The sequence below is a fragment of the Arthrobacter sp. CG_A4 genome (assembly GCF_035985125.1).
Taxonomy (GTDB): domain Bacteria; phylum Actinomycetota; class Actinomycetes; order Actinomycetales; family Micrococcaceae; genus Arthrobacter.
This window is the reverse complement of the sequence record NZ_JAXCID010000046.1, coordinates 1-24,347: the sequence shown is the minus strand read 5'-3', so window position 1 is coordinate 24,347 and position 24,347 is coordinate 1. Positions and strand designations below refer to the sequence as shown.

The following is a 24,347-nucleotide window of genomic DNA, read 5'->3' as shown; positions in this document are numbered from 1 at the left end:
CTACTTCACGGCAGCGTCCAGATCGGCAGGGTTCAGATCGGCGGCAGCGTCCAGATCGGCAGGGTTCAGATCGGCGGCAGGATTCTTGAACGGCAGGGTTCTTGGACGGCAGGGTTCTTGGACGGCAGGGTACGACGGCGGCAGGTCACCGTCCCCAGGGATGGTGACCTGCCGCCGTCGTACTTCCCTCAAAAAGCAACGCGGGGTCACTTCGAGCCCATCCCACCGGGTGGGACGGGCCGTAAGTGACCCCGCGTTGCTTGGTGCTGTGGTGCTGTGGTGCTTGGAACCTAGAGGGTTGCGAGAACTTCGCGCAGGAGCTTGGCGGTCTCGGACGGCGTCTTGCCAACCTTGACACCGGCAGCCTCGAGGGCTTCCTGCTTGGCCTGGGCGGTGCCCGCGGAACCCGAGACGATGGCGCCGGCGTGGCCCATGGTCTTGCCTTCCGGAGCGGTAAAGCCAGCCACGTAGCCGACAACCGGCTTGGTGACGTGTGCCTTGATGTAATCGGCGGCACGCTCCTCGGCGTCGCCGCCGATTTCGCCGATCATGACGATCGCCTTGGTCTCCGGGTCGGCTTCGAAGGCTTCCAGCGCATCGATATGGGTGGTGCCGATGACCGGGTCGCCGCCGATGCCGATGGCGGTGGAGAAGCCGAGGTCGCGCAGTTCGTACATCATCTGGTAGGTCAGAGTGCCCGACTTGGAGACGAGGCCGATGGGGCCCTTGCCCGTAATGTTCGCCGGGGTGATACCGACGAGGGCCTCACCCGGGGTGATGATGCCGGGGCAGTTCGGTCCGATGATGCGGGTGACCTGCTTGCCGTTGGCGTCAACCTTGGACTGGGCCAGGGCCCAGAACTCGGCGGAATCCTGGACCGGCACGCCTTCGGTGATGACGACGACCAGGCCGATGCCGGCCTCGATGGCTTCAACGACGGCGTCCTTGGTGAAGGCCGGCGGCACGAAGACGATGGACACGTCGGCGTCGGTCTGGGCCATGGCTTCCTTGACGGTGCCGAAGACGGTGATCTCGGTGTCGCCGTGCAGGACCGTGGTGCCGGCCTTGCGGGCGTTGACGCCGCCAACAACGTTGGTGCCGGCCTTCAGCATCAGGGCGGTGTGCTTCGTGCCTTCGCCGCCGGTGATGCCCTGGACGATGACCTTGGAGTCCTTGTTCAGATAAATAGACATAGCTGAGTCCCTTTACTTCGCTGCGTTGGCGAGCTCGGCAGCCTTGTCGGCGCCCTCGTCCATGGTTGCGGCCAGGGTAACCAGCGGGTGGTTGGCCTCGGCCAGGATGCGGCGGCCTTCCTCGACGTTGTTGCCGTCGAGGCGGACTACCAGCGGCTTGTTCGCGGAGTGGCCCAGCTCGGCCAGCGCACCAACAATGCCCTTGGCGACCGCGTCACAGGCGGTGATGCCACCGAAGACGTTGACGAAGACGGACTTGACCTGCGGGTCGCCCAGGATGACGTCGAGACCTGCTGCCATGACCTCTGCGGAAGCTCCACCGCCGATGTCCAGGAAGTTGGCGGGCTTGACATTGCCGTGGTTCTCGCCAGCGTAGGCAACGACGTCGAGGGTGGACATCACCAGGCCGGCACCGTTACCGATGATACCTACTTCGCCGTCCAGCTTGACGTAGTTGAGGTCCTGCGCCTTGGCCTTGGCCTCAAGCGGGTCGGCCGAGTCCTTGTCCTCAAGGTGGGCGTGCTTCGGGTGGCGGAAGTCGGCATTCTCGTCGAGGGACACCTTGCCGTCGAGGGCAACGATGTCACCCGCGCCGGTCAGGACCAGGGGGTTGACCTCCACGAGGGTGGCGTCTTCCTTCTTGAAAACGTCCCAGAGCTTGAGGATGACGGCGGCGACCTTGCCGTGCAGTTCCTCGACGAATCCCGCAGCGGCGACGATTTCATCGGCCTTGGCCTGGTCGATGCCGACGGCCGGGTCGATCGCGATCTTGGCCAAGGCATCGGGGCGCTCAACGGCGAGCTGCTCGATGTCCATGCCGCCTTCGACCGAGCACATGGCCAGGTAGTTGCGGTTGGCCCGGTCTAGGAGGACGGAGAAGTAGTATTCCTCGGCGATATCGGCACCCTGGGCAATCATCACCCGGTGGACGGTGTGGCCCTTGATGTCCATGCCGAGGATGTTGGTGGAGTGTTCAAACGCCTCGTCGGCGGTCTTGGCGACCTTGACGCCGCCGGCCTTGCCGCGGCCTCCGGCCTTAACCTGGGCCTTCACGACCGTTACGCCGCCGATTTTCTCGGCGGCTGCCTTCGCTTCTTCAGGGGTGTGCGCTACGATGCCGGCAAGCACGGGTACACCGTGCGCCTCGAACATATCGCGCGCCTGGTATTCAAACAGGTCCACGGTTTAGTGTCCTTCTACGTCGAAGTAGTTTCTGTACAGCCGGACCCCACGTTCTCGCGGTTACCGGGCTGCGGAGTAAACGCACCCTGCGGCTAGCTTGGAAACGAGCCACACGGCGCAATGCTCCTTCCGGAACTCTAGTCGTTCCTTGGGACCGGCCCGTCCCAGAGTACCCGTTGTGTGAGGAAGGACACTATTCTATTGAGCGTAGAAAAACCCCTAGATTACGGGGCTTTCGGGGCTTCCGACGGCGTCTGGGAGGCCTGCTTACCGGCATCGGAGAAAAGCTCGTAACGGTCCCGCGAAACAAAGAAAGCGACCCCGGCGGAGATGTTTCCGCAGGCGACGCCGCCGTCGTACGCCGAGCAGCGGAGCCCGTTGCGCTCCAGGTTCTTGCCGTCGTCGAGGACGGGCAGTTGCGAAATCGGGCCGTTGCGGCTGCCTTTGAGCCCGAATTCGGCCTCCTGCTGTGTGACGCCGGAGCGGCATTCACCGTAGCTGGACTTCGCGGGAGTCAGCAAAGCGGCGCCGCCCAGGTAGCCCAGGCCGGTGCCGCCGCAGCTGTCGGTGGCGTCCGTCGCCTCCGGTTTCGGGTAGAGCGCCAGCCCGCAGTGCGCCACCGGCACGGTCGCCAGTTTGTTGTTGGCGCTGTCCGCGAAGCCGTTCTGTTCATACGGCAGGTTAAGGTGCTCGCCGCGTGCCGAGGTCAGCGAGCAGACCACGTTCCGGTCCGCGGTGACGAAGCTGAGGACCTCCTGTCCGACGGCGTACTTCGCAGCGTCCGCGAGGGGCGCCTGTTTAAGCTGTTCCAACGCCGGGAGGGGCCGCGGCGGAACGTAGTCCGGGTCCTTCTGCGTGATGCTGCACGCCGAGGACGCCAGCAGGATGAGGGCTGCCATGATCCCCAGGAATGCCCGTCGCATGGACTCCATTATGCCCGCCGCGACCGTTTGGCCAGGCGGGCACACGGTCGACGGCGCTCAGGCATCGAGCTTGGTCAGCGGCGCGTAGCGGAGCAGGAGCCGCTTGTCACCGACACCGAACTTCACCTTGGCCACTGTTTTGTCGCCCGCGCCCTCGAGGGCCAGGACGGTGCCGTTGCCGAAACTCGTGTGGTTGACCTTGTCCCCCACGCTGACGGCGACGATTTCCTTTTGCGGTTGCACACGGTTTTTGGCAATTGCCGCCGGGACGTCGGCACTGAAGCCAGCGGACGGGCCGGGCCCGGCGCCGCGGGCTCCGGCTCCCCAAGAGGACCCGCCGTAGCGGCTGGAGCCGATAGCGGACCCGCTCCCCCAGCTGCCGGTCTGGCGGTTGGAGCCTTCACGCCGCCATTCCACCAGCTCGGCCGGGATTTCCTCGATGAACTGGCTCGCCGGGTTGTACTGGCTCTGGCCCCACATGCTGCGGACCTCGGAACGGGTCAAGTAGAGCCGCTTCCGGGCACGGGTCAGCCCCACGTAGGCCAGCCGGCGCTCCTCGGCCAGCTCCTTGGGGTCGGTGGCCGAGCGCTGGTGCGGGAACAGCCCGTGCTCCATGCCGGTCAGGAACACCACCGGGAATTCCAGGCCCTTGGCTGTGTGCAGGGTCATCAGGGTGACGACCCCCAGCCGCTTGGCTTCGGCGACGGCGGCCGCCAGGTCGTCGGCGTCACCGCCCGGGGCGTCCGGGATCTGGTCGGCGTCGGCCACAAGCGAGACCTGCTCGAGGAAGGCACCCAGCGAGCCCTCGGGGTTGTCACGTTCGTATTCACGCACGACGGCGACGAGTTCGGCGAGGTTTTCCACCCGGGACTCGTCCTGCGGGTCGGTGCTGGAGCGCAGGGTTGCAAGGTAGCCGGTCTGTTCCAGCACGGCCTCGATTGCGGCGGCCGCACCGGAGCCGGAGGCCACCTCCGCGAGATCGTCGAGCATCTTCACGAAGCCCTGCACGGCGTTGACGGAGCGGGTGGCCATGCCCGGCGCCTCGTGGGCGCGGCGGGCCGCGGCCATGAAGGATATCCGGTCCCGCTGGGCGAGGGAGGCCACGGCGCCTTCCGCGCGGTCGCCGATACCGCGCCGGGGCTCGTTGAGGATCCGGCGCAGGTTCACGTCGTCGTCCGGGTTGATCAGTACCCGCAGGTAGGCGAGCGCGTCCTTGATCTCCTTGCGCTCGTAGAAGCGGGTTCCACCGACTACCTTGTACGGCAGCCCGACCCGCACCAGGACGTCCTCAATGGAGCGGGACTGGGCGTTGGTGCGGTAGAAGATGGCCACGTCGCCGGGCCGCAGATCGCCCTCGTCCTGCAGCCGGTCGATCTCTTTGGCGATGAACTGGGCTTCGTCGTGTTCGTTCTCGCCGACGTAGCCGACGATCTTCTCGCCGTCGCCCTCGGCAGTCCAGAGCCGCTTCTCGGGCCGGTTGGGGTTGCGTGAGATAACCGAGTTGGCGGCGCTGAGGATCGTCTGGGTGGAGCGGTAGTTCTGCTCAAGTTTGATGGTCCGGGCGTCCGGGTAGTCTTTTTCGAACTCCACGATGTTGCGGATATCGGCGCCGCGGAAGGCGTAGATGGACTGGTCCGAATCGCCGACGACGGTCAGTTCGGCCGCGCCGGGGCCCTCGCCGACGATTTCGCGGACCAGGGCGTACTGGGCGTGGTTGGTGTCCTGGTATTCGTCCACGAGGACGTGCCGGAAACGGCGCCGGTAGGAGTCCGCGAGCGCCGGGAAGGCCCGGAACATGTAGACGGTCTCGGCGATCAGGTCATCGAAGTCCATGGCGTTGGCCTGGCGCAGCCGCTGCGAATAGCCCTTGAAGACCTCGGCGACGGCCTGCTCGAAGGGGTCGTTGTGATTGGCGGCCGAGGAGTAGCTGTCCGCGTCGATCAGTTCGTTCTTGAGCGCGGAGATCTTGTGCTGGATAGCCTTGGGCGCGAACCGTTTGGGATCGAGGTCCAGGTTCTTGGCCACGAGCGTGATCAGGCGGAGCGAGTCCGCGGAATCGTAGATGGAGAAGTTGGAATTCAGGCCGACGTTCTTGGCTTCCCGGCGCAGGATCCGGACGCAGGACGAGTGGAAGGTGGAGACCCACATGGTCTTGGCCCGGCCGCCGACCAGGGCTTCAACCCGTTCGCGCATTTCAGCGGCGGCCTTGTTGGTGAAGGTGATGGCCAGGATCTCGCCGTGGTGCGCGCGGTGGGTAGCGATGAGGTAGGCGATGCGGTTGCTGAGCACCCGGGTTTTGCCCGAACCGGCGCCGGCAACAATCAGCAGGGCACTGCCGGAGTGCTTTACCGCTTCTTCCTGCTCCGGGTTCAGGCCCTGCAGGAGCTCCTCCGCGCCCGGGAGCCGGGGGCCATCGTGGCCTCCCGCCGGGTTGGCCCCGTGACGGCCGTCGCCGTCGTCGGTCCGCATGCTTCGCGCGGAATCCCGGGCTGCCATCCCCGTTCCGGCGGGCGATTTGGCGGCCGCCGCCGTTGCGGAGGCAGCTCGGAAGGGTCCGTCGGCGTGAGGGTCAAACAACATATCCATGGTGTTCTCAAGTCTAGGCGGTGCCACTGACCGCCAGGTCCGCCCCCGCGGGACATGCCCGCCCCTGCCCGCAACCACCGGACATATGCCCAACCTGCCCACCCCTCGCAGCCAAGAATGAGCATGTCCCGCGGGGGCCTGAGGCTTGAATGAGCATGTCCCGCGGGGGCCTGAGGCTTGAATGAGCATGTCCCGCGGGGGCGCGGTGTGTAGCGCCTGACCTAGCCGACGGAGCCGGACTCGAGCGCCGCGCGGAGCTGCCGGACCGCCGTCGTGCCCCCGGCGAGGAACCAGTCGAGCCCGTTGACCCGCACGACGTCGGCCGCGCCGCCGGCCGCGAGAACGATCGCCTGGCCGGGGAGCCAGTCCCATTCCGGGCAGCTGTGCTGGAACCAGCAGCCCAGTTCGCCGTCGGCCACCCGGCCCAGATCGCAGGAACCCGAGCCGAACATCCGAAGCGAAGCGGCGGAGGTCGCGGCGGCGTGCCAGGGCATGGCGCACAACGGATCGGCGAGCCAGGTGGGGTGGATGTAGGTGGCGGCACCGAGTTCGGACAGAGGAGCGACCGAGCGGCCGGCGCCCGCTGCGCCCGCTGCACCCGCTGCATCCGGCCGGAAGGTGGTCAGTGGTTCCCCGTTCAATGTTGAAGGCTGCGAGGTCCCGCCGAGCCATAGCTTGTCTTCCTCCGGCTGGAAAATCGAGCCGAGCACCACACCGGAGGAGTCTTTAAGGGCGATGGCGGAGCACCAGTAGGTGGAGCCGTGCAGGAAGTTGTAGGTTCCGTCGACCGGGTCGATGACCCAGGTCCTGCCGCTGCTTCCCGTCACGGCGGAACCCTCTTCCCCAAGGATGCCGTCGTCGGGCCGGCAGCGCCGGAGCTGTTCCAGCACGTAGGCCTCGGCGGCATGATCGGCGGCGGTGACCACGTCGGAGACGGACGTCTTTTGCCGTCCCTCCAGCCCGGCCTGACGCATGAGGAGCGCCAGCGTGCCCGCCTCGCGCACGAGGGCGTCGGCGAGCTGGTAGTCATCCAGGGCAGGGTTGAGTTCGGCGGTGCTGTGCCGGCCAAGCCGGTGTTTTCCTAGTTCGGTCACGCTCTCCAGCCTATCGGCGGCCATGGGCAGTGAACAGACGACGGTGACCAGCCACCGCTCCGCCGTGACGTTCCATGCCGATCTGTGCCGGCCGGACAGCGGTGCGGGGCGATAATGGAATCATGGCCAAGACTCCCGCGCAGCGAATCAAGAAGCACGGCGCCAACGCGACCGTCCCCCAGCATCACCTGCCGTCGGTGATCAATCCGAGCACCAGCCGGTCCCCGCAGAAAGCCCAGAACAACAGCAATCTGATCCTGATCGCGGGCGTCGTGGCGAGTCTTTTCCTGTTCTGGTACGTCCATCTGCTCACCTTGAACCAGCTCACCCAGCTGACCGGCGGCGTGGCCATGCCTGACTCCCTGTTCGGAGGCTTCGACCAGGGGTTTGTTGAACGGCTCCGCTCGGTCATGGACGAAGACGCCCGCGGGCAGCTCAACTACGTCCACAAAACGGCGGGTCTGCTCTTCCCGCTCATCTTCGGCTTCACCTGGTTGCTGCTGATCGGAACGAACGTGGCAGGGAAAGCCCTGCGCTGGGCGCTCTGGGCTGTACCCATTCTCTTTGTCGTTGTGCGGCTGTGGGGAAACGTTGCCATTGATGCGATGCTGTCCGCCGACGCCGCCGACGCCGGCCAGGTTGCTTTGGCGTCGGGCCTCACCGTCGCCGGTTGGGTGCTGCTGGTGCTCAGCCTGGTGGTGGGCGGAGCCGCGGTGTTCCTGGGCCGCAAGACTGCCGCCGCCGCTCCCGCCGAGGGACATGCCCAGCGCTGATTACCCACACCACGGGACATGCCCAGCTCTGACCGCGGCCGCCGGACATGGTGGCACTATGTCCATCCGCGCGGCGGTCCGGAGGACATGTCCATAGGTGCTGGGGCGGGATCGGCGATGGCGCAGCGTCAGGCTGTGTGCGGGCTCGGCCTAAGCCGCGAGGTAACCCCGGGCCAGCTCTGCCCGCTGAGCGGCGCCGGCAGTTTCGAAGTGCTCGGCGGCCGCTAGGAGGTTCTGGTTGGCTTCGGCCTTGTTTCCGAGGGCGGCATGCGCCCGGCCCAGCAGCAGACACGCCTCGCCGAGGATTTGGGGCCCGGTATTGTCCACCTCAACGCAGATGCCTTCAAGCATCTGGATCGCTACCTCAACCTCGCCTGACAGAAACGTCCAGTGCCCGCGGTTGAGCCTCAGCAGCAGCATGTCGCTGACGCTTCCCCCGATAACGTCCGTGGCCAGTTCGGCCCGTTCGATGCAGCGCAATGTGTCGGCGTCTGCGATGTCTGCCGCGAGCCGCATTGCGGCGGATGCCTTGTTGAATTTCGCCCAGACATCGAGGTTCCTTGCCGGGGAAAAGGTCGCCGCCGCAAGCTCGTGATAGGCGAGACCCTCCTGCACCTTGTTGCAAAGGAACGCTACGTTCCCTATGACCCAATAGACCTTGCCGATTAACTGGTCGTCGACTTCCGCGGAGACTGCCTCCGCTAGTCCCAGACATTCTGCCCAGGCCGCGTCCAGCTTCCCGCTGTCTGCCAAAGCTGCGATGAGCGCCTGGCGGGCCTTAACCTGGGTTTCGACATCGTCGTCGTCTACCACAAGCTCGACGGCTGCCCGGGCGGCATCCGCCGCCTCTTCCAGAAAGCCGGCCCCTTGTCTGGCCTTGGCCACCAGAATATAGGTTCGTGCCTTGGCCCGCGGTTCCATCGAGGGGTGGGAGCCACCGACCAGATCTGAGGCAAGGGCCGCGCAGGCCTCGAACTCCTCCGCGTCCAAGAGGTTCTCAGCTTGAAGGAACGTCATGTTCCACCAGGAATCCACATCGCCGTCGAAGCGGGCAATGTCAGCGGCGTCTTGTGCGCTGATGGCTGCTTGAACAAAGGCATGGTTGGTCCGGTGCTCGTGTGCCTGCAATTCAGCGGCGGCGTACAACGGAGAAACGGAGTGCAATGGCATGACTCAATTATCCGTCGCCTTGAGGGTGGAAACGTGCAGGGATCGCAAGCAAAACCTCCGCAGTTTTTACGCAGTAATCGACCACCCTCGCGCGATTAGCATAGCTTTGACAGTGGTTGCGGGATTCTTGCATCACGGCGTTCCTTCTACCTCTATACTGAACTCGCATCACATGCGTCACATCTGCCACTTACGTAACAGGAGTCCTCTATGAAGAAAATCCTTGCAACGCTCCTCGTCACCGGAGCCATCGCAGCCGCCGGCCTGTCCGCAGGAGCCGCAGTCTCCGCAAGCGGCGACAACTCCGGCCAGGGCTCAATCTCGGCCGTGTACTGGTGGCCGAACTCCACCCCGAAGAACTAGCAAACGAAGCACTACACGACGCCGGGTACCGGATTTTGAATCCGATACCCGGCGTCGTGCTTAATTCCTTAAACGGAGCTTGCACCTATCGGCGCCCCGCCCCTACTCCGCCAGTCTGAGCATGGACTCGATCTCGGCCGCCGGCACGGGCCGGCTGAAGTAGTAGCCCTGGCCGCTGGCGCAGCCCAGCGCCGTAAGAATCCGGGCCTGCTCCGCCGTCTCGATTCCTTCGGCAACAGCTTTGAGTCCGCAGGCATGGATGAGGTGCAACACGGCCCCGACGAAGTTCCCTTGCTCGTCGTCGGTGCCCAGGCCGTCAATCAGGCTCTTGTCGATCTTGACCACGTTCACGGGCAGTTTCCGCAGGTAGCTGATGGACGAGTATCCGGTGCCAAAGTCGTCGATTTCGAGCTTCACACCGAGCCGGCGCAGCCCGGTGAGGGAGTACTTGTCCACGTTCCCGCCGTTCACGGCCATGGACTCGGTCAGCTCGACGACGAGGTTTGCGGCGTCCACTCCCGTCTCGCGGAGGATGTCGCGGACATGTTCGATCAGTTCCAGGTTCCGCAGCTCGGTCGTGGAGATGTTGACGCGGACGTTGAAGCTGCTGTCCACGTTCAGCGCCTGCTGCCAGTCCCGCAACTGGCGCACGGCGTTGCGCAGGACCCAATGGCCCAGGTCAACGATCATGCCGGTCTCTTCCGCCAGCGGAATGAACTGGTCCGGCATGAGGAGTCCCCGCTCGGGGTGGCACCACCGCACCAGCGCCTCGACGCCTTCGATCCGGCCGGTCGCAAGCTCAACCACCGGCTGATAGTGCAGCGTGAGCTGGTCCTGGCGGATCGCTTCGCGCATCTCGGTGATCATGACGCTCTGGAGCCGGCGCGCGTAGAGCAACGCCGGCTCGAAAACCTTGATGCTGCTGTGCGGCTGCGCCTTAGCCGCGTACATCGCCGTATCGGCTTCCATCACGAGCTCATCGGCGGACTGGCCCGCTTCCGCGATGCGCACGCCGATGCTGGTGCCGCAGGTAACCCGCAGATCCCCGATTTCCAGGCTCTCACCCAGCGCCTTGAGGATCCTGTTGGCCACACGGCGGGCCCGGACGAGGTTGGATTTGGGCAGCATGACGGCGAATTCATCGCCGCCGAGGCGCGCGACGGTATCCGTCTCGCGAACGGCATCCTGCAGCCGGCTGGCGACCACCCGGAGAACGTCGTCGCCGGCGCTGTGACCCAGGGTGTCGTTGATGCCTTTGAAGGAGTCGAGATCGAGGATCAGCAGGGCCGGCGGCATTTCGCCCCGTGACGTCTCCGCAAGGGCGTGGCTGAGCACCGAATTAAGCGCGGTCCGGTTGGCGAGCTGCGTCAGCGGGTCCCTCAGCGCCATGCGCTCAAGCTCCACCTGGGCTTCACGCAGCATGGCTGTGCGGCTCTCGACGCGTTTCTCGAGCTCCTGGTAGATGGTCTGCAGATCGTCGGCCATCAGGTTGATGCCGGCGATGACGGCGGCGACGTCGTCCCGGGCGCCCGAGTGCGGGATCCTGGTGGAAAGGTCTCCGCCGGCGATGCGGACAATACCTTCGACCAGGGCGTGCAGCCTGGGGTCCGGAGGATCAGTCTTCACTCGCGTATCGCCCTAACCACTCGATGGCTTCTTCCTCGGACGTAAAGAACCCAGCCGGAACCGTCTCGCTTCTCGACCGCAGCAGGTAATGGGCGATGACCCGGTCCACGGGGCTTTCACCGACCAAGGCAAACGCGGACGCGGCCACGGAGGTGGCAAAGGCATGCCGGGCCTCGACGCTTACGCCTAGGATACCGGTGATCACCAGCAACACTGGCATCCGCCGGCCGGCGGCCATTGCCCGGACGGTGGCGCCGGCCACCCGGGCCTCGGGTCCCTCGATCTCCTGGTTGGCCGGGAGTGCCACCTCGATAATTCCCCGGTGCAGGGTCCGGACGCCGATCGGCTGGGCCGCGGCCTCTGCAGTGGTTTGCTCGTCGGGCCCGGCCGGGGCTTCAACCGTCAACGGACGGCAATCCGACGACGGCGGTCGGCGGAGCCGCGAAGATCCCGGTTAAGCCGGCGGTCGCCATGGTAGAGAATGGTCTCCCAGTCGATCTCCTCAGCTGTCTTGGGAATCACGGGACTCTCCTTTGGTTTCTTTGGCCGCGGGGTGACATAGAGCCAGTTGACCATTCCGAGGAACACGTCGACCGCGGAGTTGAAGACGCCGATGTAAGCGCGAATCGCGCCGGCGGCGAGGATGGCGTTGAGCGAGGCGAAGGCCACGTTGCCCCAGTTTCCCAACTGGGCATCCCGCCAGACCGTCAGCAGCGAGAACGCCACGATCGCGTATGGCGTCAGCACATAGATCGCGGGTGCGGAGGTGCGGTCCTTGACCTTCGGGGTGCGGGCGAACGGGATCTTGTCACCGGTGACGGCCTGCTGCAGTGATTTGAGGACGCCGGCCAGGTTCACCGGCAGCAGAACCAGGTTGAAGCCGTAGATCCGGAGGATATCGCTAAAACGGTGTCCGCAGTCGCGCAGATCGCTGCCCATGGCCAGGAAGTAGGGCAGGGCCGCGAGGAACACAACGGGGCTCAGCAGCCGGCTGTCGTAGGGGTAGGCCAGCAGGAAGAGCAGGCCAAAGCTCGCCCAGGCGATGGATGCCATGTAGTTCACCCGCAGCAGTACCTCGCGGAACAGGATCGCCCGGCGCTCGGAGCGGTGCTGGCGGAGCTGGACCCACAGCTTGGGCAGGATCAGCAGGCCGCCGTTGGCCCAGCGCCGACGCTGGACCACGAGGGACCCGAAGTCCGGCGGGGTGGCGCTGTAGCTCAGCCGTTCCGGGTAGTTGACCAGGGTCCAGCCGTGCTGGCCGAGGTCGATGCTTGATTCGGTATCCTCGATGACCGTGCGGTCCTGAATATAGGTCCGGATCTCGAACCCGCCGCTGGTCTCCACCTCGACGATGTCCTCCAGCGCGCACTTCCGGATGACCGCGTTCGCTCCCACCCAGAAGGTGGCGCCGTAGTACGTCATGCCCTGGTGCAGGATGTGCTGAAGGTCGGTGGTGGCTCCTGCGACCCGTTCGATGCGGGTCGGCGCGCCACGGAAGGAGGAGTAGGGCGTCTGGGTCACGGCGACCCGCTCGTTGCCCGCAGACTCCAGGAAATAGACCAGGCGGAGGCAGTAGTCACGCAGCAGGAGCGAGTCGGCGTCGAGCGTCAGCAGGTAGGTGGTGTCCCGGACGTCCAGCACCCGCCCCCGTTCCCCACGCTCGACGTCGGGCTGCAGCTTGCGCAGGACCACGCCGTCGGCGGTGGTCTCTTCCTGCCAGGAATGCCCCATTAGCGAGATGTAGGCATTGAGGTTCATGGCCTTGTTGGCCTCATGCGAGAGACTCGCGTACTTTTTCCGCTCAAATGTTTCCGTGGTCACGGTGAAGATCCAGGTCAGCCGCAGGTACAGCTCCTCGAGCCGAGACCGTGGCGGCGACGCCCGCTGAACGGCAGCCGCACTCAGCCCCACCAGCACGAGCCGTAGTTCGCGGGCCAGCCCCATCAGCACCAGGTCCACGAAGAACTCGTCCACATGGTCCTCGACCTGTTCGCCAGCCGCCATCGACTCCAGCCAGTCAGCTGCGGCCTCGTATTCGGCGATCAGCAGGGCCAGCTCGGCGGGCTCGTCGTAGGCGGCGGGCGCTTTGTGGGCGGCGGGCTCGGCGCGGTGCCGGAAGTCCGCCAGGGCAGTGGTGAAACGTTGCGCCGGAGCGCCGAGGGCGGCGGCGATCTCCGCCGTCAGGGCCCGCGTCTTGTCCAGCCGTGCGAGGTCCGAAGGGTCCGAAGGGTGTGGCGGATCATCCAGCAGCAGGACGATCTTGAGAGCCGGGAACTCCTGCAGTGCGGCGGACCACAGGGTGGCGCGCACAACCTGCGGCTCCTCGGCGTAGGAAGGGACCAGGACGGTGATGCCGTCGGCATAACCGGAAAAGTGGCGGTCGAGTTCTCCGCGCGGAACGCGCTGGTGGTCCCGGAAGCGGTACAGCGCCCCTTGTCTGGCCAACAGGTACATGAGTGCCGAAAACGTCAGGAATGTTACGACGACAAGATAGGAAACCGTCTCGAATTGGAACCGAAAGCCGGCGTTGGGGTTATCCGCAAGCTCTTTGAGGATTGTCGAAATAACGTAAGTAACCCAGGCCAGGACCGTGGTGAGAATGGCCAGCCGGCCGAGAATTATTTTGCGCCGGGAGGGCCGGGGGTGCACGATCGACAGCGGCTCGGAACGCCGCTCCGCCCCCCACTGACGGCGCCGCGAGGCACCCTTTTGATCGCCGGAAACGCCTTCTGCGTCCAGGCGCGGCAAGACAAGCTGATCAGACATTGGTCCCCATAGACGGCAAAGTCGGCGTGCGCTTTTGCGGAATCGCGCACGAAGCGCCGGAATGTTCCGGCGAGTGCCCTTATGATAATGCAAGGTCAGACCGATGCCGGACACCAGACACCCCGGAATTTACTCAATCTGATCCTCGTAGCCGGCAGGTGACCGGCAGTTCACCTAATTTGACATAAGGGGGCCCTGTGTCCGAAAGATTCCCAGGCCGCAAGTTATCGCTCGCCCGGTTGGGCGTGCTCACCGGCGTCGTGGTGGCAGCCACCGTTGGCGGGGTGGGCGCCTGGGGTAACTTCCAGGACGTCCGGGCAGCCGAGGCCATCCCCTCCATTTTCTCCGGCTACGTCGACGTCACAGCTACTCCGCGGTATGCCTTTGAAGCGCCTGTGTCCAAAGAAGCCGGGAACGTGGTGCTGTCGTTCGTGGTGGCCGATGCCAAGGACGGTTGTGCCCCCACCTGGGGAGCTGCGTACTCCCTTGACGAGGCCGGCTCGGCCCTGGACCTGGACCGCCGCGTGGCACGGCTCCAACAATTGGGCGGGGCCGTTTCCGTCTCCTTCGGCGGGCTGATCAACAACGAACTGGCTACCAGCTGCACGGACCCGGAGCGGCTCACGGCGGCCTACCGTGCCGTCGTCGACCGCTACAACGTCAGCAGCATCGATCTGGACATCGAGGGCGGAGCCCTCAGCGACGTCGACTCCCTGGACCGGCGCTCCGCGGCCATCGCTGCGCTCCAGCAGGACCGCCGCCGCGACGGCAAGGACCTCAGCGTCTGGCTGACGCTTCCGGCCGACCCGAACGGCATGACGACGGCGGGCACCGACGCGGTGCGCCGAACGATTTCCGCGGGTACCGAGCTCGCCGGGGTCAACGTTATGACCATGGACTATGGCGGAAGCAGGCTGCCGGGCCGCTCGATGTACGAGAATGCCGTCTCCGCCGCGGAGGCCACGCACGGGCAGCTCACCACCTTGTACCGGGCGGCAGGGACCGAGCTGGGCGGCGAAACCGTCTGGCGCAAGATCGGCCTGACCCCGATGATCGGCCAGAACGACATTGCCGGTGAAATCTTCACGCTCCAGGACGCGCAGGACCTTAGCGGTTATGCAAGCGCCAAGGGCGTGGGCCGCCTGTCGATGTGGTCCCTGAACCGTGACCGGACGTGCAGCCCCAATTACCCTGACGTCGAGCAGGTCTCGGACGGCTGCAGCGGCGTGGAACAGGATTCAGCGAGCTTTGCCACGATCCTCGGCGCGGGCGTCACCGCCCCGACGGCCGCACCGGCGCCGTCCGTGCAGCCGACGGCGGCCCCCGCCGTCAGCGACGATCCGACCACCAGCCCGTACCCGGTATGGAGCGAAACCACCGCTTACACGACCGGCGAGCGGATCGTCTGGCACTCCAACGTCTATGAGGCCAAGTGGTGGACCCGCGCGGACACCCCGGATGACCCGGTACGCCAGGGTGCCGCCACGCCGTGGCGCATCATCGGCCCCGTGCTGCCCGGCGACAGGCCGACTCCCCAGCTCACCGCGCCCGCCGGTACTGCAGCCCAGTGGCAGCCGGCCACGGTTTACCGCAAGGGCGACCGCGTCCTCTTCGAAGGCCGCGTCTTCGAAGCGAAGTGGTGGACCCAGACGAACAGCCCTGAGGCCGCCCTGCAGGGCTCGCCGGAGTCGCCGTGGTCAAAGCTGCGGGACGAGGAGCTGCTGAAGATCATGGCGGCCGCGTCCGCCTCTCCGGCGGCGGCGCCCAAGTAGCGGCCGGCGATCCGGGTGCCGCCGGGAGGCAGGTCTGCACCACAGCTTTTCGCCGCACGCCGCAACTGCTCAAGCCGGCGAGCGGTTAGGCCTGCGCGCGGTCCGCACACGCTGTGCCACAACAAGCCCCACCGCCGCCATGCCGATGGTGATCGGGTACCCCATCAGCCGTTCCAGGCTGCCGGGCTCCGGGACCGCCATGCCCGTCACCCCGCCGGTGATCAACGCGCCGAAGGACACTACACCGCACGCGAGGATAAACCAGCCGAGGGGGGACTGCCGGAGCCACAGCCCGCCGAGAATCATCAGCGCCACAGCCCCGGCGGCGAAGTAAGCCACCGCGCCAACCATGTGCCAGCCGGAGCCGGCATCCTCCGGCACCAAGCCCACCAGAACGGTGCCGGCACCCGCGAGGGCGGTGAAAGTGCGGGCAATGATCGCGGCGGCCCGCGGCGCCAGGCCGGCCGGGGCCGGCGCCCCGCCAGCCGGCGCCAGCGCCAGCCGTGCCCCGGGCCGTGCCGCCGTGCACAGCAGGGCCGAGCTGAGCAGCAGGGCGCCGACCATCATCCCAACGCCCTGGACCATGAACGAGGAATTCATCAGCAGATGCGCCGGCGAGCAGACGTCCCGGCCGTCGAACGCCCCGCAGCCGTTGGCGCCCAGATCACTGATGTAACCCGTCCGGCGGCTGTACGGCGCGGATCCCGCCCAGGCGCCGATTACGGCCGCCTCGGCCACGAAATACTGCAGCACGCTCAGCAGTGCCAGGGCACCGGCATAGAACCTGGTGGCGGGCACGTCCGGGAGATAGATGATGTTCTTGGAGGCCGGTGAGGCTGGGGCAGTCATGGAAAGAGCGTAGTACGGGCCCTCACCTTGTATGCTTATACCCGTGTCCGAACGGGCCGGCCGCGGCCGTCCAGTCCGGAGGCCCGCCCTCGTAGCTCAGTGGATAGAGCACGGCTCTCCTAAAGCCGGTGTCGTTGGTTCGATTCCAATCGAGGGCACTTGAACCCCCAGTCCCCGGACTCCGCTCCGGACTTCGACCTCCGCGCCTACCTGGTGGGCGCCTGGGAGGTGGACCGCACCCTCCTGGACCGGGCTGCCGGCACCCGAGGTGCCTTCACCGGCGTCGTCCGCTTCACTCCCCTCGGCGATGATGACAGTCAGCACGGTGTCCACGCGCAGGATCACGACGGCGGCCTCCGCCTCCACGAAGAAGGCACCATCGCCTGGACCTCCTTCAGCGGCGAACCGTTCACGGGTCCGGCCTGCCGCGACTACCTGCTGCGGGCCACGGAGTCGCCGGACACGATGGACATGTCCTTCCCGGACGGCCGGCCCTTTCACCGCATGGGGTTCGGCGCGCAGAGCAGCCACGACCAGCACTGGTGCGACCCGGACACCTACCGGGTGAGCTACGCCAGGACCGGCCCGGACGAATTCCGCTACCGCTGGGAGGTCACGGGACCGGCCAAGGACTTTCTGCTCGACTCCGTGCTGCGCCGCCAGCCGCCAGGCACCCACGGATGAATCCGCTCATTGTGGTCTCCGCCGTCTGCGTCTTTGACGACGCCGGACGGCTCCTGACCGTCCGCAAAAAGGGCACGGCCAAATTCATGCATCCCGGCGGGAAGCCAGAGGCCGGCGAGACTGCCGCCGAGACGGCGTCGCGCGAACTGGAGGAAGAAGTCGGGATCGTACTCGCGCCGGACGAGCTCGAGCTCCTCGGGATCTGGCTTGCGGACGCCGCCAACGAGGCGGCCACACAGATCGAGGCCACCGTCTTCACCGCCCCCGGGACCTGGTGCGCCCGCCCCTCCGCCGAAATTGCCGAGATCCGCTGGCTGGAGCTCGACGGCGAACTCCCTGACGACCTCGCCCCGCTGCTCACCGACTATGTCCTGCCAGCACTGCGGGGCCAGCAGGACCAACAGCATTTTCGCTGGGTCGTCGGGGGTTGACGGGGTAGGCAGCGCCAAGACCTTTCCAGGCCGGGGGTAGCCGGGGGTAACGGCAAGCATGTCCATTCTTCGCACCCGGGACTGGACATAATGACACTATGTCCACCCGCTGGCCCCGTCGCGGGGCATGTCCCTTGGGGTGGGTGTCCAGTCCGCGGGGAGCATGTCCATTCTTCGCACCCGGGACAGGGCATAGTGACACTATGTCCACCCGCTGGCCCCGCCGCGGGGCATGTCCCTGAGCCGTGCCCTCCCAGCTCCCGGGCCAAGACTCCCGCGCCAGGACTCCCGGGGAAAGAATCCCGGACGAATCAGCGAAAATGCGCACTAGAGCCCGGGACGGCCTCGTCGACCACCGCAGCGGCCTCGGCGAACTGGGTCCGGTACAGCTCCGCGTAGCGGCCTTCGGCGGCGAGGAGCTGCGTGTGGGTTCCGCGCTCCACGATCGAGCCGTCCTCCACCACCAGGATGGCGTCGGCGGCGCGGATGGTGGAGAGCCGGTGGGCAATCACGACGGCGGTGCGGCCCTCCAGCGCGGCGCCAAGTGCTTCCTGCACGGCGGCTTCGTTGGTGGAGTCCAGCGCGGCCGTGGCCTCGTCCAGGATGACGACGCGAGGCTGCGAGATCAGCAGGCGCGCGATGGTGAGACGCTGGCGTTCGCCGCCGGAGAGCCGGTAGCCGCGCTCCCCCACTACGGTGTCCAGGCCGTCCGGCAGGGAGCGGATCATGTCTTCGAGCCGGGCCTGGCGCAGCACACCCCACATCTGTTCCTCGGTGGCATCCGGTGCGGCCAGACGCAGGTTGGAGGAAATGCTCTCGTGGAACAGGTGCCCATCCTGCGTCACCATGCCGAGGGTTTCGCGCATCGCGTCGAAGGTGAGGTCACGGACGTCGACGCCGGTCCCCGGTGCCGTGCCGCCGAAGCGGACGGCGCCGGAATCGACGTCGTACAAGCGGGAGAGCAACTGCGCGATGGTGGACTTGCCGGCACCCGAGGAACCCACGAGGGCCACGGTCTGGCCCGGCTCCACCCGGAAGCTGATCCCGTGCAGCACCTCGTCCCCGCCGCGGGTGTCCAGCGTGGCCACGTCCTCCAGCGAGGCCAGCGAGACCTTGTCCGCCGAGGGGTAGGCGAAGCGGACGTCGTCGAACTCCACCGAGAGCGGGCCGGGCGGCGATGACACGGCGTCGGGCTTCTGCACGATCAGCGGCTTGAGGTCCAGGATCTCGAAGACGCGCTCGAAGCTGACCAGGGCGCTCATGATTTCCACCCGGGCGTTGGAGAGCGCCGTCAGCGGCGCGTAGAGGCGGGTCAGCAGCAGTGCCAGCACCACGACGTCGCCGGCTGCAAGCTGCCCCTGGAGGGCCAGCCAGCCGCCCAGGCCGTAGACCAGCGCCAGGGCCAGCGCCGAGACGAGCGTCAGGGCCGTGACAAAAGTGAACTGCAGCATGGCGGTGCGCACACCGATGTCCCGGACGCGGCCGGCGCGGAGCGCGAATTCGCGCGACTCCTCATCGGGGCGGCCGAAGAGCTTCACCAGGGTGGCGCCGGGGGCGGAGAACCGCTCGGTCATCTGGGTGCCCATGGCGGCGTTGTGCTCGGCGGCTTCGCGGCGCAGGTCGGCCAGCCGGGAGCCCATCCGGCGGGCCGGAATCAGGAAGATCGGCAGCAGGATCATGGCGAGCACGGTGACAAGCCAGGACTTGCCCAGCATCACCACGAGGGTGAGGGCCAGGGCCACGACGTTGCTGACCACGCCGGAGAGCGTTCCGGCGAAGGCCGACTGCGCCCCGATCACGTCGTTGTTCAGCCGGCTGACGAGCGCCCCGGTACGGGTGCGGGTGAAGAAGGCGATCGGCATCTTCTGCACGTGGTCGAACACCCTGGTCCGCAGGTCCACGATCACACCCTCACCGATGATGGAGGACAACCAGCGCGTGACCAGGCCGATCCCGGCTTCCGCCACCGCCACGATGGCGATCAGCACGGCGAGCCGGACCACGACGTCGGTGCCGGCACCGGCGATGATCGCGTCAACCACCTGCCCGGCGAGGACCGGGGTGGCGACGGCCAGCACGGCCATCACGATCGAGAGCAGCACGAAGGCGATCAGCTTTCCCCGGTGCGGCCGGGCGAAACCGAAGACACGCCGGAGCAGCTCCTTCGAAAACGGCTTGGAGCCGGATGAGGCGCGGGTGATGTTGTAAAGGGAGCTCCAGGCCACCCGGTCCATGCTCATGCGTTGTTGCCTTTCGGGGCGGCGGTCCGCCCGCCGGTGGGTGCAGGGGAGGTATGGCCCAGCAGCTCAGTGACGACGCCGTCGTCCACGTTCCAGCGCGCGTCCAGGCGCACGTTTTCCAGCAGCCGCCGGTCGTGCGTGACCAGCAGCAGCGCGCCGTCGTAGCCTTCGAGGGCGTCCTCGAGCTGTTCGATGGCGGGCAGGTCAAGGTGGTTGGTGGGTTCATCCAGGACCAGCAGGTTGACGCCGCGGGCCTGCAGCAGGGCCAGTGCGGCCCGGGTCCGTTCCCCCGGGGACAGGGAATCCACCGGACGGGAGGTGTGGTCCGCCCTGAGACCGAACTTAGCGAGCAGGGTGCGGACTTCGGCCGGGGACTGGTCCTTGAGGACGGCCTCGACGGCGGCGCCCAGCAGCAGGTCTCCGGCCAGCAGCCCGCGGGCCTGGTCGATCTCGCCGACGGCCACCGAGGCGCCCATGGACGCGTCGCCGGAATCAGGGCGCTGCCCGCCCAGCAGCAGGCGCAGCAGGGTGGATTTGCCGGCGCCGTTGGGGCCGGTGATTCCGATCCGCTCGCCGGCGTTCAGCTGCAGGTTCACCGGGCCCAGGGTGAAGTCCCCCTGCTGCACAACGGCGTCACGGAGGGTGGCCACGACGGCGCTGGACCGCGGCGCCGCCCCGATGCTGAACTGCAGCTGCCACTCCTTGCGTGGCTCTTCGACTTCTTCAAGCCGGGCGATCCGGGACTCCATCTGGCGGACCTTCTGGCCCTGCTTTTCGGAGGACTCGGTGCTGGCCGCCCGCCGGATTTTGTCATTGTCCGGGTTCTTTTTCATGGCGTTCCGGACGCCCTGGGAGCTCCACTCCCGCTGGGTCCGGGCCCGCGAGATGAGGTCCGCCTTGGTGCCGGCGTACTCCTCGTAGCGTTCGCGGGCGTGCCTTCGCGCGACCGCCCGCTCCTCCAGGAAAGCCTCATAGCCGCCGTCGTAGACCGCCACGGAGTTCTGGGCCAGATCCAGCTCAACGATGGTGGTCACGCAGCGGGCCAGGAACTCACGGTCATGCGAGACCAGCACAGCACCGCCGCGCAGGCCCTGCACGAAGCCCTCCAGCCTGGCCAGGCCGTTGAGGTCAAGGTCATTGGTGGGCTCGTCCAGCAGCACGATATCGAAGCGGCTCAGCAGCAGCGCGGCGAGCGCCACCCGGGCGGCCTGCCCGCCGGAGAGCCCGGACATCGCCGCCCCGGACCCCACCTCCAGGCCGAGCTCTGCCAGGGCCGGCGGGATCCGGTCCTCGAGGTCGGCCGCCCCGGAGGCCATCCAGCGGTCGAAGGCCAGAGAGTAGGCGTCGTCCGAGCCGGGTGCCCCTGCGCCCAACGCCTCGGCCGTGGACTCCATCTCAGCCGTCGCCTGCGCGCATCCGGTCCGGCGGGCGATGTAGCCGCCCACCGTCTCGCCGGGGATCCGCTCGTGTTCCTGCGGCAGCCAGCCGACGAACGCGTCCGCCGGGGCAAGACTGACAGTGCCCTCCTGCGGTGCGTCGACGCCGGCCAGCAGCCGGAGCAGGGTGGATTTGCCCGCCCCGTTGGCGCCCACGACGCCGATGACGTCGCCCGGCGCGACGGTCAGGGAGAGTTTGGCGAAGAGTGTGCGGTGGTCGTGTCCACCGGAAAGGTCCTTGGCAACAAGGGTTGCAGTCATTGGTCCATTCTCTCACCGCGGCCCAAAACGGGCAGCCCGGCAGGCAATCCGTTACGGCAGGAAACCGCCAGGAAGCGGCCGGAATCCCGCCGGGCATAGAAGAACCCGCTGGTCCGGACTTGGGGGGTGTACGGACCAGCGGGTTCGAGCACTTAGCATAGTTGAATCAGCACCTTCCGCAAAATCCTAGTCCCGGCCACGTCGTCACAGCCGCGCACCAGTAGAACCACGTCCCGCCGATTCCGCAGGAAGCCCTAGATGCCACTACCCGCGAAGGCGTTCCAACGCTGGCTTCACGAGGTTGCCCCGAAGTCCAGCACGGCTGACATCTGCCGGATCTCCGGGATCAAGCGCACCACTCTGGCGCAGCAGCTGGTGCGCGGGAAGGTGGCCGAAACCACCCTCGTCAGCATCAGCCGGGCCGTGCGCCTGAGCCCGCTGGCGGCCCTCGCCTCGTTCGACAGCTTCGCCGAGCTGGCCGGACAGCCGCTGCCGCCGGCTCCCGCCGAGCTGGTCAGTCAGATTGCCACCATGGATCTGCTGCGCGCCGTCATTTCCCGGTCCTCACCGGCGTACGGCGGTTACGGGGATCACGGCAGTGCGCTGACGCCGCCGCTCAGCCCCGCCCCGCACGCCACGTCCGTCCGGAACTGGGTTGAAGCGATCGACGACGGCGAGCTGCGGCACCGGGTCTCCGCCGCCACCGGGGTCGCACCGCAGAACTACTCGGCACAGTTGACCGCGAACCGGCTCTCCCCGGAACTCGCCCTCGCGACGGCGCGCTCGGCGGGCATAGGATTCACGGGCGGACTCGTCGCAACGGGCTTGATCACGGAGGCCGAGGCAGGCTGGCCGCCGGGGGCGAGGCAGTCCGCCCTCGACGCGCTCTCGGACGGCGACCTCACGGCGCTGGCCGGCGAGCGCCTGCAAGCCCTTGGCAAGATCCTCCGCCGGCAGGAGCAGGAACACGCACAAACAGAAAAGATATGGGAGAACCTCGGATGATCGCGATGCTGCAGTGGACCACACTGGCGGTCTGCGGCATTGTAGCGCTCGCCCGAATCCCCAGCGCGATCCGGGGTGAGAACCGTTCGCTGTTCTTCATCTACGCGTTTATGACGGTGGCTACCCTGCTCAGTATTGATGCCCCGTACACGGCCGTGGATTCCGGGTTGGGATCGGAGAACTATGCGAACCTGATGCTTCGATTTGTCATCTATGGGGCCGTGCTGCTGGCCGGATACCGGATCGCCAAGGCCTTCGACGCCCAGAGAAGTGTCCGCCTCATCATAGGGCCGGTGGGAATTGGAGTCCTCTCCCTCATCGGCATTGCCACCCTGGCACTCTTCCTGCTGGCCGATACCGCCGGCTCGGTCACCGGGTTGACCACCCTTCCGTCCAGAAGCCCTGAGAACGCGGTACTCATCGAGGCGTATGCGGCGGCGGGCCGCCTGTACCCGTCGTACGTGGCAGCATGCATCCTCCCCGCCACCTACCGGGCCATCAGTCAGCGGCTGCCCAAGGCCATCCGCGCGGGGGCGCTACTGTTGACCGTCGCCTTCGCGTCCATGGCGTTTGGCTCCTTCTTCCCCCTGATCCCGCCGGAAGTCGGATATGTGAAGGCCATTATCAACTACGTCTCGGTGCTGTGTCTCGCCCTGGGACTGGCCGCCGTCTGGCTCTCCAGCCTAAGGGCGGGCCGCGCGCTTCGGCTGGGGAAGACCGCGGCGAAGCGGACGCCGAAGACGCAGCCGGGCTTCAAATGACGATTGCCATGAGCTGAGCAGGCGGCCGAATTGGACGAACCAGCAATAATGGCGGTCCTTGAATGGGGCACGCTGGTGGTGTGCGGCACCGTGCTTCTCCTCCGCGTTCCCGATGCCGTGAGGGGACGCAACAGAACCGTCTTCGGGATTCTGCTCCTGGCGACGCTGTGCAGCCTGCTCGCCGTCTCCGGCCCCTACGAAGCGATCGACAGCGTGCTGGGGGGCTGGAACCTCACCCATCTCATCCTGCGGTTCCTTGTCTTCGCCACCGTCCTGCTGGTCGGCCTGCGGGTCATGCGGGGGCTCGCCTCGGCCAGGGGCTACCGACTTATTGCCGGGAGGCCGGGGCGCTGGGCCCTGGGCGTCTGCTGTGCGGCCGTGGCGGTGATCTTCTTCCTGATGGACACCCGAGGGTCCTCTGCCGGGTTGGAGTCGCTCTCCGTCGGCGGCGGGCGGAACGCGGTCCTCGCTCCCTTCTATGCCGCCGCTGGCCGCAGCTACCCGGCATTCGTCTCGCTTATCCTCGCGGCCCCCCTGCTGGCGGCGGTCAGGAGCCAGTTGCCTCGACTCGTGCGGGCGGCCTCGCTGGTGACACTCCTCGGCGCCCTCGCCGTGGTGGTGAGCATTCCAGCGTCCTTCGCGCCTCCGGAGTGGGCGCTCGGGCAGCATGTGATCAACTACTCAGCAGTCCTGGGCTACGTGCTGGGCCTCGCCCTGTTTTGGTTCTCCGGGCTGAATGACAGCAAATCTGGTAACGCTCATGCAACATTAAATAAGAACAGCGAATAGACGTTCACAAAATCATTAGACCGTGAGAGGATCATGAATGTGTGAAAGCGGCAATCGCTTCGCGGACGGGAATACTCCGCGCGAGGCCAAGGCAGTCGTCCAAGCGCCATTGGGGGGATGAGTGGTAGCGGTCCGGAAGGACCGCTCCCACTCAGCCTGTTTAACGGGATTGTTCCGTATCAGAGGGGCCGGCGGCGCCGGCGCTAGTGGACACTTTCGTCAGTTCGTCGGGGGTCTTGGCCCGGGGCTGGGAGGGCACCGCTGAGGGACATGCCCCGCGCCGGGGTGCACGGATGGACATAGTCCCGCTATGCCCAGTCCCGAGTGCGAAAAATGGACATGTCCCCCGCGGCGCGTAAAGGTCCAGATTCCACGCCGCCGGACCCATCCAACGCCTGACCGGACCTGCCCAACACGACGGGCCGCGACGTTCCTGCCCAGTT

General features: G+C 66.7%; 21 protein-coding genes and 1 tRNA gene. 9 read left to right on the top strand and 13 right to left on the bottom strand.

The window, feature by feature from the left end:
* From RCH07_RS16290 to RCH07_RS16265, 6 genes are all read right to left on the bottom strand, one after another.
* A complete protein-coding gene (locus tag RCH07_RS16290) occupies nt 1-192 on the bottom strand; it encodes a hypothetical protein (protein WP_326968528.1) in 192 nt (63 codons plus the stop codon).
* A 98-nt stretch (nt 193-290) separates the two neighbouring features.
* Nucleotides 291-1,193 (bottom strand): succinate--CoA ligase subunit alpha, encoded by a 903-nt coding sequence (gene sucD, locus RCH07_RS16285; RefSeq protein WP_326968527.1) that lies wholly within the window; start codon nt 1,191-1,193, stop codon nt 291-293.
* Between the two features lie 12 nt (nt 1,194-1,205).
* Entirely contained in the window at nt 1,206-2,375 is a 1,170-nt protein-coding gene (gene sucC, locus RCH07_RS16280) for an ADP-forming succinate--CoA ligase subunit beta (RefSeq protein ID WP_326968526.1), read from the bottom strand.
* A 224-nt stretch (nt 2,376-2,599) separates the two neighbouring features.
* Complete coding sequence (locus RCH07_RS16275; RefSeq protein ID WP_326968525.1) at nt 2,600-3,307, bottom strand: hypothetical protein; 708 nt, start codon at nt 3,305-3,307, stop codon at nt 2,600-2,602.
* 48 nt (nt 3,308-3,355) lie between these two features.
* Nucleotides 3,356-5,878, bottom strand: a complete 2,523-nt coding sequence (gene pcrA, locus RCH07_RS16270; protein ID WP_442784858.1) for a DNA helicase PcrA — start codon at nt 5,876-5,878, stop codon at nt 3,356-3,358.
* Nucleotides 5,879-6,105: 227 nt separating this feature from the next.
* Entirely contained in the window at nt 6,106-7,002 is an 897-nt protein-coding gene (locus RCH07_RS16265; protein WP_326968523.1) for an inositol monophosphatase family protein, read from the bottom strand.
* A 98-nt stretch (nt 7,003-7,100) separates the two neighbouring features.
* On the opposite strand from RCH07_RS16265, the gene RCH07_RS16260 reads away from it, so the two are divergent.
* Nucleotides 7,101-7,751, top strand: coding sequence for a hypothetical protein (locus tag RCH07_RS16260; RefSeq protein ID WP_326968522.1), 651 nt, complete (start codon nt 7,101-7,103; stop codon nt 7,749-7,751).
* A 150-nt stretch (nt 7,752-7,901) separates the two neighbouring features.
* On the opposite strand, the gene RCH07_RS16255 is transcribed toward RCH07_RS16260, so the two are convergent.
* Entirely contained in the window at nt 7,902-8,921 is a 1,020-nt protein-coding gene (locus RCH07_RS16255; protein WP_326968521.1) for a hypothetical protein, read from the bottom strand.
* A gap of 210 nt (nt 8,922-9,131) precedes the next feature.
* On the opposite strand from RCH07_RS16255, the gene RCH07_RS16250 reads away from it, so the two are divergent.
* Entirely contained in the window at nt 9,132-9,284 is a 153-nt protein-coding gene (locus RCH07_RS16250; protein ID WP_326968520.1) for a hypothetical protein, read from the top strand.
* A 102-nt stretch (nt 9,285-9,386) separates the two neighbouring features.
* On the opposite strand, the gene RCH07_RS16245 is transcribed toward RCH07_RS16250, so the two are convergent.
* From RCH07_RS16245 to RCH07_RS16235, 3 genes are read right to left on the bottom strand one after another with little or no spacing between them, the layout of a single operon-like run.
* Entirely contained in the window at nt 9,387-10,910 is a 1,524-nt protein-coding gene (locus RCH07_RS16245) for a putative bifunctional diguanylate cyclase/phosphodiesterase (RefSeq protein WP_326968519.1), read from the bottom strand.
* Nucleotides 10,900-11,316, bottom strand: a complete 417-nt coding sequence (locus RCH07_RS16240; protein ID WP_326968518.1) for a DUF7793 family protein — start codon at nt 11,314-11,316, stop codon at nt 10,900-10,902. Before RCH07_RS16240 ends, RCH07_RS16245 begins: the two co-directional genes overlap by 11 nt.
* Nucleotides 11,313-13,676, bottom strand: coding sequence for a glycosyltransferase family 2 protein (locus RCH07_RS16235; RefSeq protein ID WP_442784857.1), 2,364 nt, complete (start codon nt 13,674-13,676; stop codon nt 11,313-11,315). The genes RCH07_RS16240 and RCH07_RS16235 overlap by 4 nt, the downstream gene beginning before the upstream one ends.
* A 197-nt stretch (nt 13,677-13,873) precedes the next feature.
* On the opposite strand from RCH07_RS16235, the gene RCH07_RS16230 reads away from it, so the two are divergent.
* Complete coding sequence (locus RCH07_RS16230) at nt 13,874-15,448, top strand: chitinase (RefSeq protein WP_326968517.1); 1,575 nt, start codon at nt 13,874-13,876, stop codon at nt 15,446-15,448.
* A gap of 69 nt (nt 15,449-15,517) precedes the next feature.
* On the opposite strand, the gene RCH07_RS16225 is transcribed toward RCH07_RS16230, so the two are convergent.
* The gene (locus RCH07_RS16225) at nt 15,518-16,297 is read right to left on the bottom strand and encodes a hypothetical protein (protein WP_326968516.1); all 780 of its coding nucleotides are present in this window, start codon (nt 16,295-16,297) and stop codon (nt 15,518-15,520) included.
* Nucleotides 16,298-16,382: 85 nt separating this feature from the next.
* Between RCH07_RS16225 and RCH07_RS16220 the strand changes: the two genes are divergently transcribed.
* From RCH07_RS16220 to RCH07_RS16210, 3 genes are all read left to right on the top strand, one after another.
* Nucleotides 16,383-16,455, top strand: a tRNA-Arg gene (locus RCH07_RS16220).
* 1 nt (nt 16,456) lies between these two features.
* A complete protein-coding gene (locus tag RCH07_RS16215; RefSeq protein WP_326968515.1) occupies nt 16,457-16,981 on the top strand; it encodes a DUF6314 family protein in 525 nt (174 codons plus the stop codon).
* Nucleotides 16,978-17,412 carry an NUDIX hydrolase gene (locus tag RCH07_RS16210; protein ID WP_326968514.1) on the top strand — a complete coding sequence of 145 codons (435 nt, stop codon included), beginning with the start codon at nt 16,978-16,980 and terminating at the stop codon, nt 17,410-17,412. The genes RCH07_RS16215 and RCH07_RS16210 overlap by 4 nt, the downstream gene beginning before the upstream one ends.
* A gap of 311 nt (nt 17,413-17,723) precedes the next feature.
* On the opposite strand, the gene RCH07_RS16205 is transcribed toward RCH07_RS16210, so the two are convergent.
* Both RCH07_RS16205 and RCH07_RS16200 read right to left on the bottom strand, forming a co-directional pair.
* Entirely contained in the window at nt 17,724-19,652 is a 1,929-nt protein-coding gene (locus RCH07_RS16205) for an ABC transporter ATP-binding protein (protein ID WP_326968513.1), read from the bottom strand.
* Complete coding sequence (locus tag RCH07_RS16200; protein ID WP_326968512.1) at nt 19,649-21,349, bottom strand: ABC-F family ATP-binding cassette domain-containing protein; 1,701 nt, start codon at nt 21,347-21,349, stop codon at nt 19,649-19,651. Before RCH07_RS16200 ends, RCH07_RS16205 begins: the two co-directional genes overlap by 4 nt.
* A 258-nt stretch (nt 21,350-21,607) precedes the next feature.
* Between RCH07_RS16200 and RCH07_RS16195 the strand changes: the two genes are divergently transcribed.
* The 3 genes from RCH07_RS16195 to RCH07_RS16185 are packed head-to-tail and all read left to right on the top strand — an operon-like array spanning nt 21,608 to nt 23,904.
* Nucleotides 21,608-22,354, top strand: a complete 747-nt coding sequence (locus RCH07_RS16195; protein ID WP_326968511.1) for a hypothetical protein — start codon at nt 21,608-21,610, stop codon at nt 22,352-22,354.
* Nucleotides 22,336-23,115 (top strand): hypothetical protein, encoded by a 780-nt coding sequence (locus RCH07_RS16190; RefSeq protein ID WP_326968510.1) that lies wholly within the window; start codon nt 22,336-22,338, stop codon nt 23,113-23,115. The genes RCH07_RS16195 and RCH07_RS16190 overlap by 19 nt, the downstream gene beginning before the upstream one ends.
* Nucleotides 23,116-23,163: 48 nt before the next feature.
* The gene (locus RCH07_RS16185) at nt 23,164-23,904 is read left to right on the top strand and encodes a hypothetical protein (protein WP_326968509.1); all 741 of its coding nucleotides are present in this window, start codon (nt 23,164-23,166) and stop codon (nt 23,902-23,904) included.
* The last annotated feature ends 443 nt before the right edge of the window (nt 23,905-24,347 follow it).

Excerpts from the sequence above, each read along its gene's own strand:
- sucD (WP_326968527.1), bottom strand. The coding sequence starts at position 1,193 with ATGTCTATTTATCTGAACAAGGACTCCAAGGTCATCGTCCAGGGCATC.
- RCH07_RS16275 (WP_326968525.1), bottom strand. The coding sequence starts at position 3,307 with ATGGAGTCCATGCGACGGGCATTCCTGGGGATCATGGCAGCCCTCATC.
- pcrA (WP_442784858.1), bottom strand. The coding sequence starts at position 5,878 with ATGTTGTTTGACCCTCACGCCGACGGACCCTTCCGAGCTGCCTCCGCA.
- RCH07_RS16265 (WP_326968523.1), bottom strand. The coding sequence starts at position 7,002 with ATGGCCGCCGATAGGCTGGAGAGCGTGACCGAACTAGGAAAACACCGG.
- RCH07_RS16260 (WP_326968522.1), top strand. The coding sequence starts at position 7,101 with ATGGCCAAGACTCCCGCGCAGCGAATCAAGAAGCACGGCGCCAACGCG.
- RCH07_RS16255 (WP_326968521.1), bottom strand. The coding sequence starts at position 8,921 with ATGCCATTGCACTCCGTTTCTCCGTTGTACGCCGCCGCTGAATTGCAG.
- RCH07_RS16250 (WP_326968520.1), top strand. The coding sequence starts at position 9,132 with ATGAAGAAAATCCTTGCAACGCTCCTCGTCACCGGAGCCATCGCAGCC.
- RCH07_RS16235 (WP_442784857.1), bottom strand. The coding sequence starts at position 13,676 with ATGTCTGATCAGCTTGTCTTGCCGCGCCTGGACGCAGAAGGCGTTTCC.
- RCH07_RS16225 (WP_326968516.1), bottom strand. The coding sequence starts at position 16,297 with ATGACTGCCCCAGCCTCACCGGCCTCCAAGAACATCATCTATCTCCCG.
- RCH07_RS16210 (WP_326968514.1), top strand. The coding sequence starts at position 16,978 with ATGAATCCGCTCATTGTGGTCTCCGCCGTCTGCGTCTTTGACGACGCC.
- RCH07_RS16205 (WP_326968513.1), bottom strand. The coding sequence starts at position 19,652 with ATGAGCATGGACCGGGTGGCCTGGAGCTCCCTTTACAACATCACCCGC.
- RCH07_RS16200 (WP_326968512.1), bottom strand. The coding sequence starts at position 21,349 with ATGACTGCAACCCTTGTTGCCAAGGACCTTTCCGGTGGACACGACCAC.
- RCH07_RS16195 (WP_326968511.1), top strand. The coding sequence starts at position 21,608 with ATGCCACTACCCGCGAAGGCGTTCCAACGCTGGCTTCACGAGGTTGCC.
- RCH07_RS16190 (WP_326968510.1), top strand. The coding sequence starts at position 22,336 with ATGGGAGAACCTCGGATGATCGCGATGCTGCAGTGGACCACACTGGCG.
- RCH07_RS16185 (WP_326968509.1), top strand. The coding sequence starts at position 23,164 with ATGGCGGTCCTTGAATGGGGCACGCTGGTGGTGTGCGGCACCGTGCTT.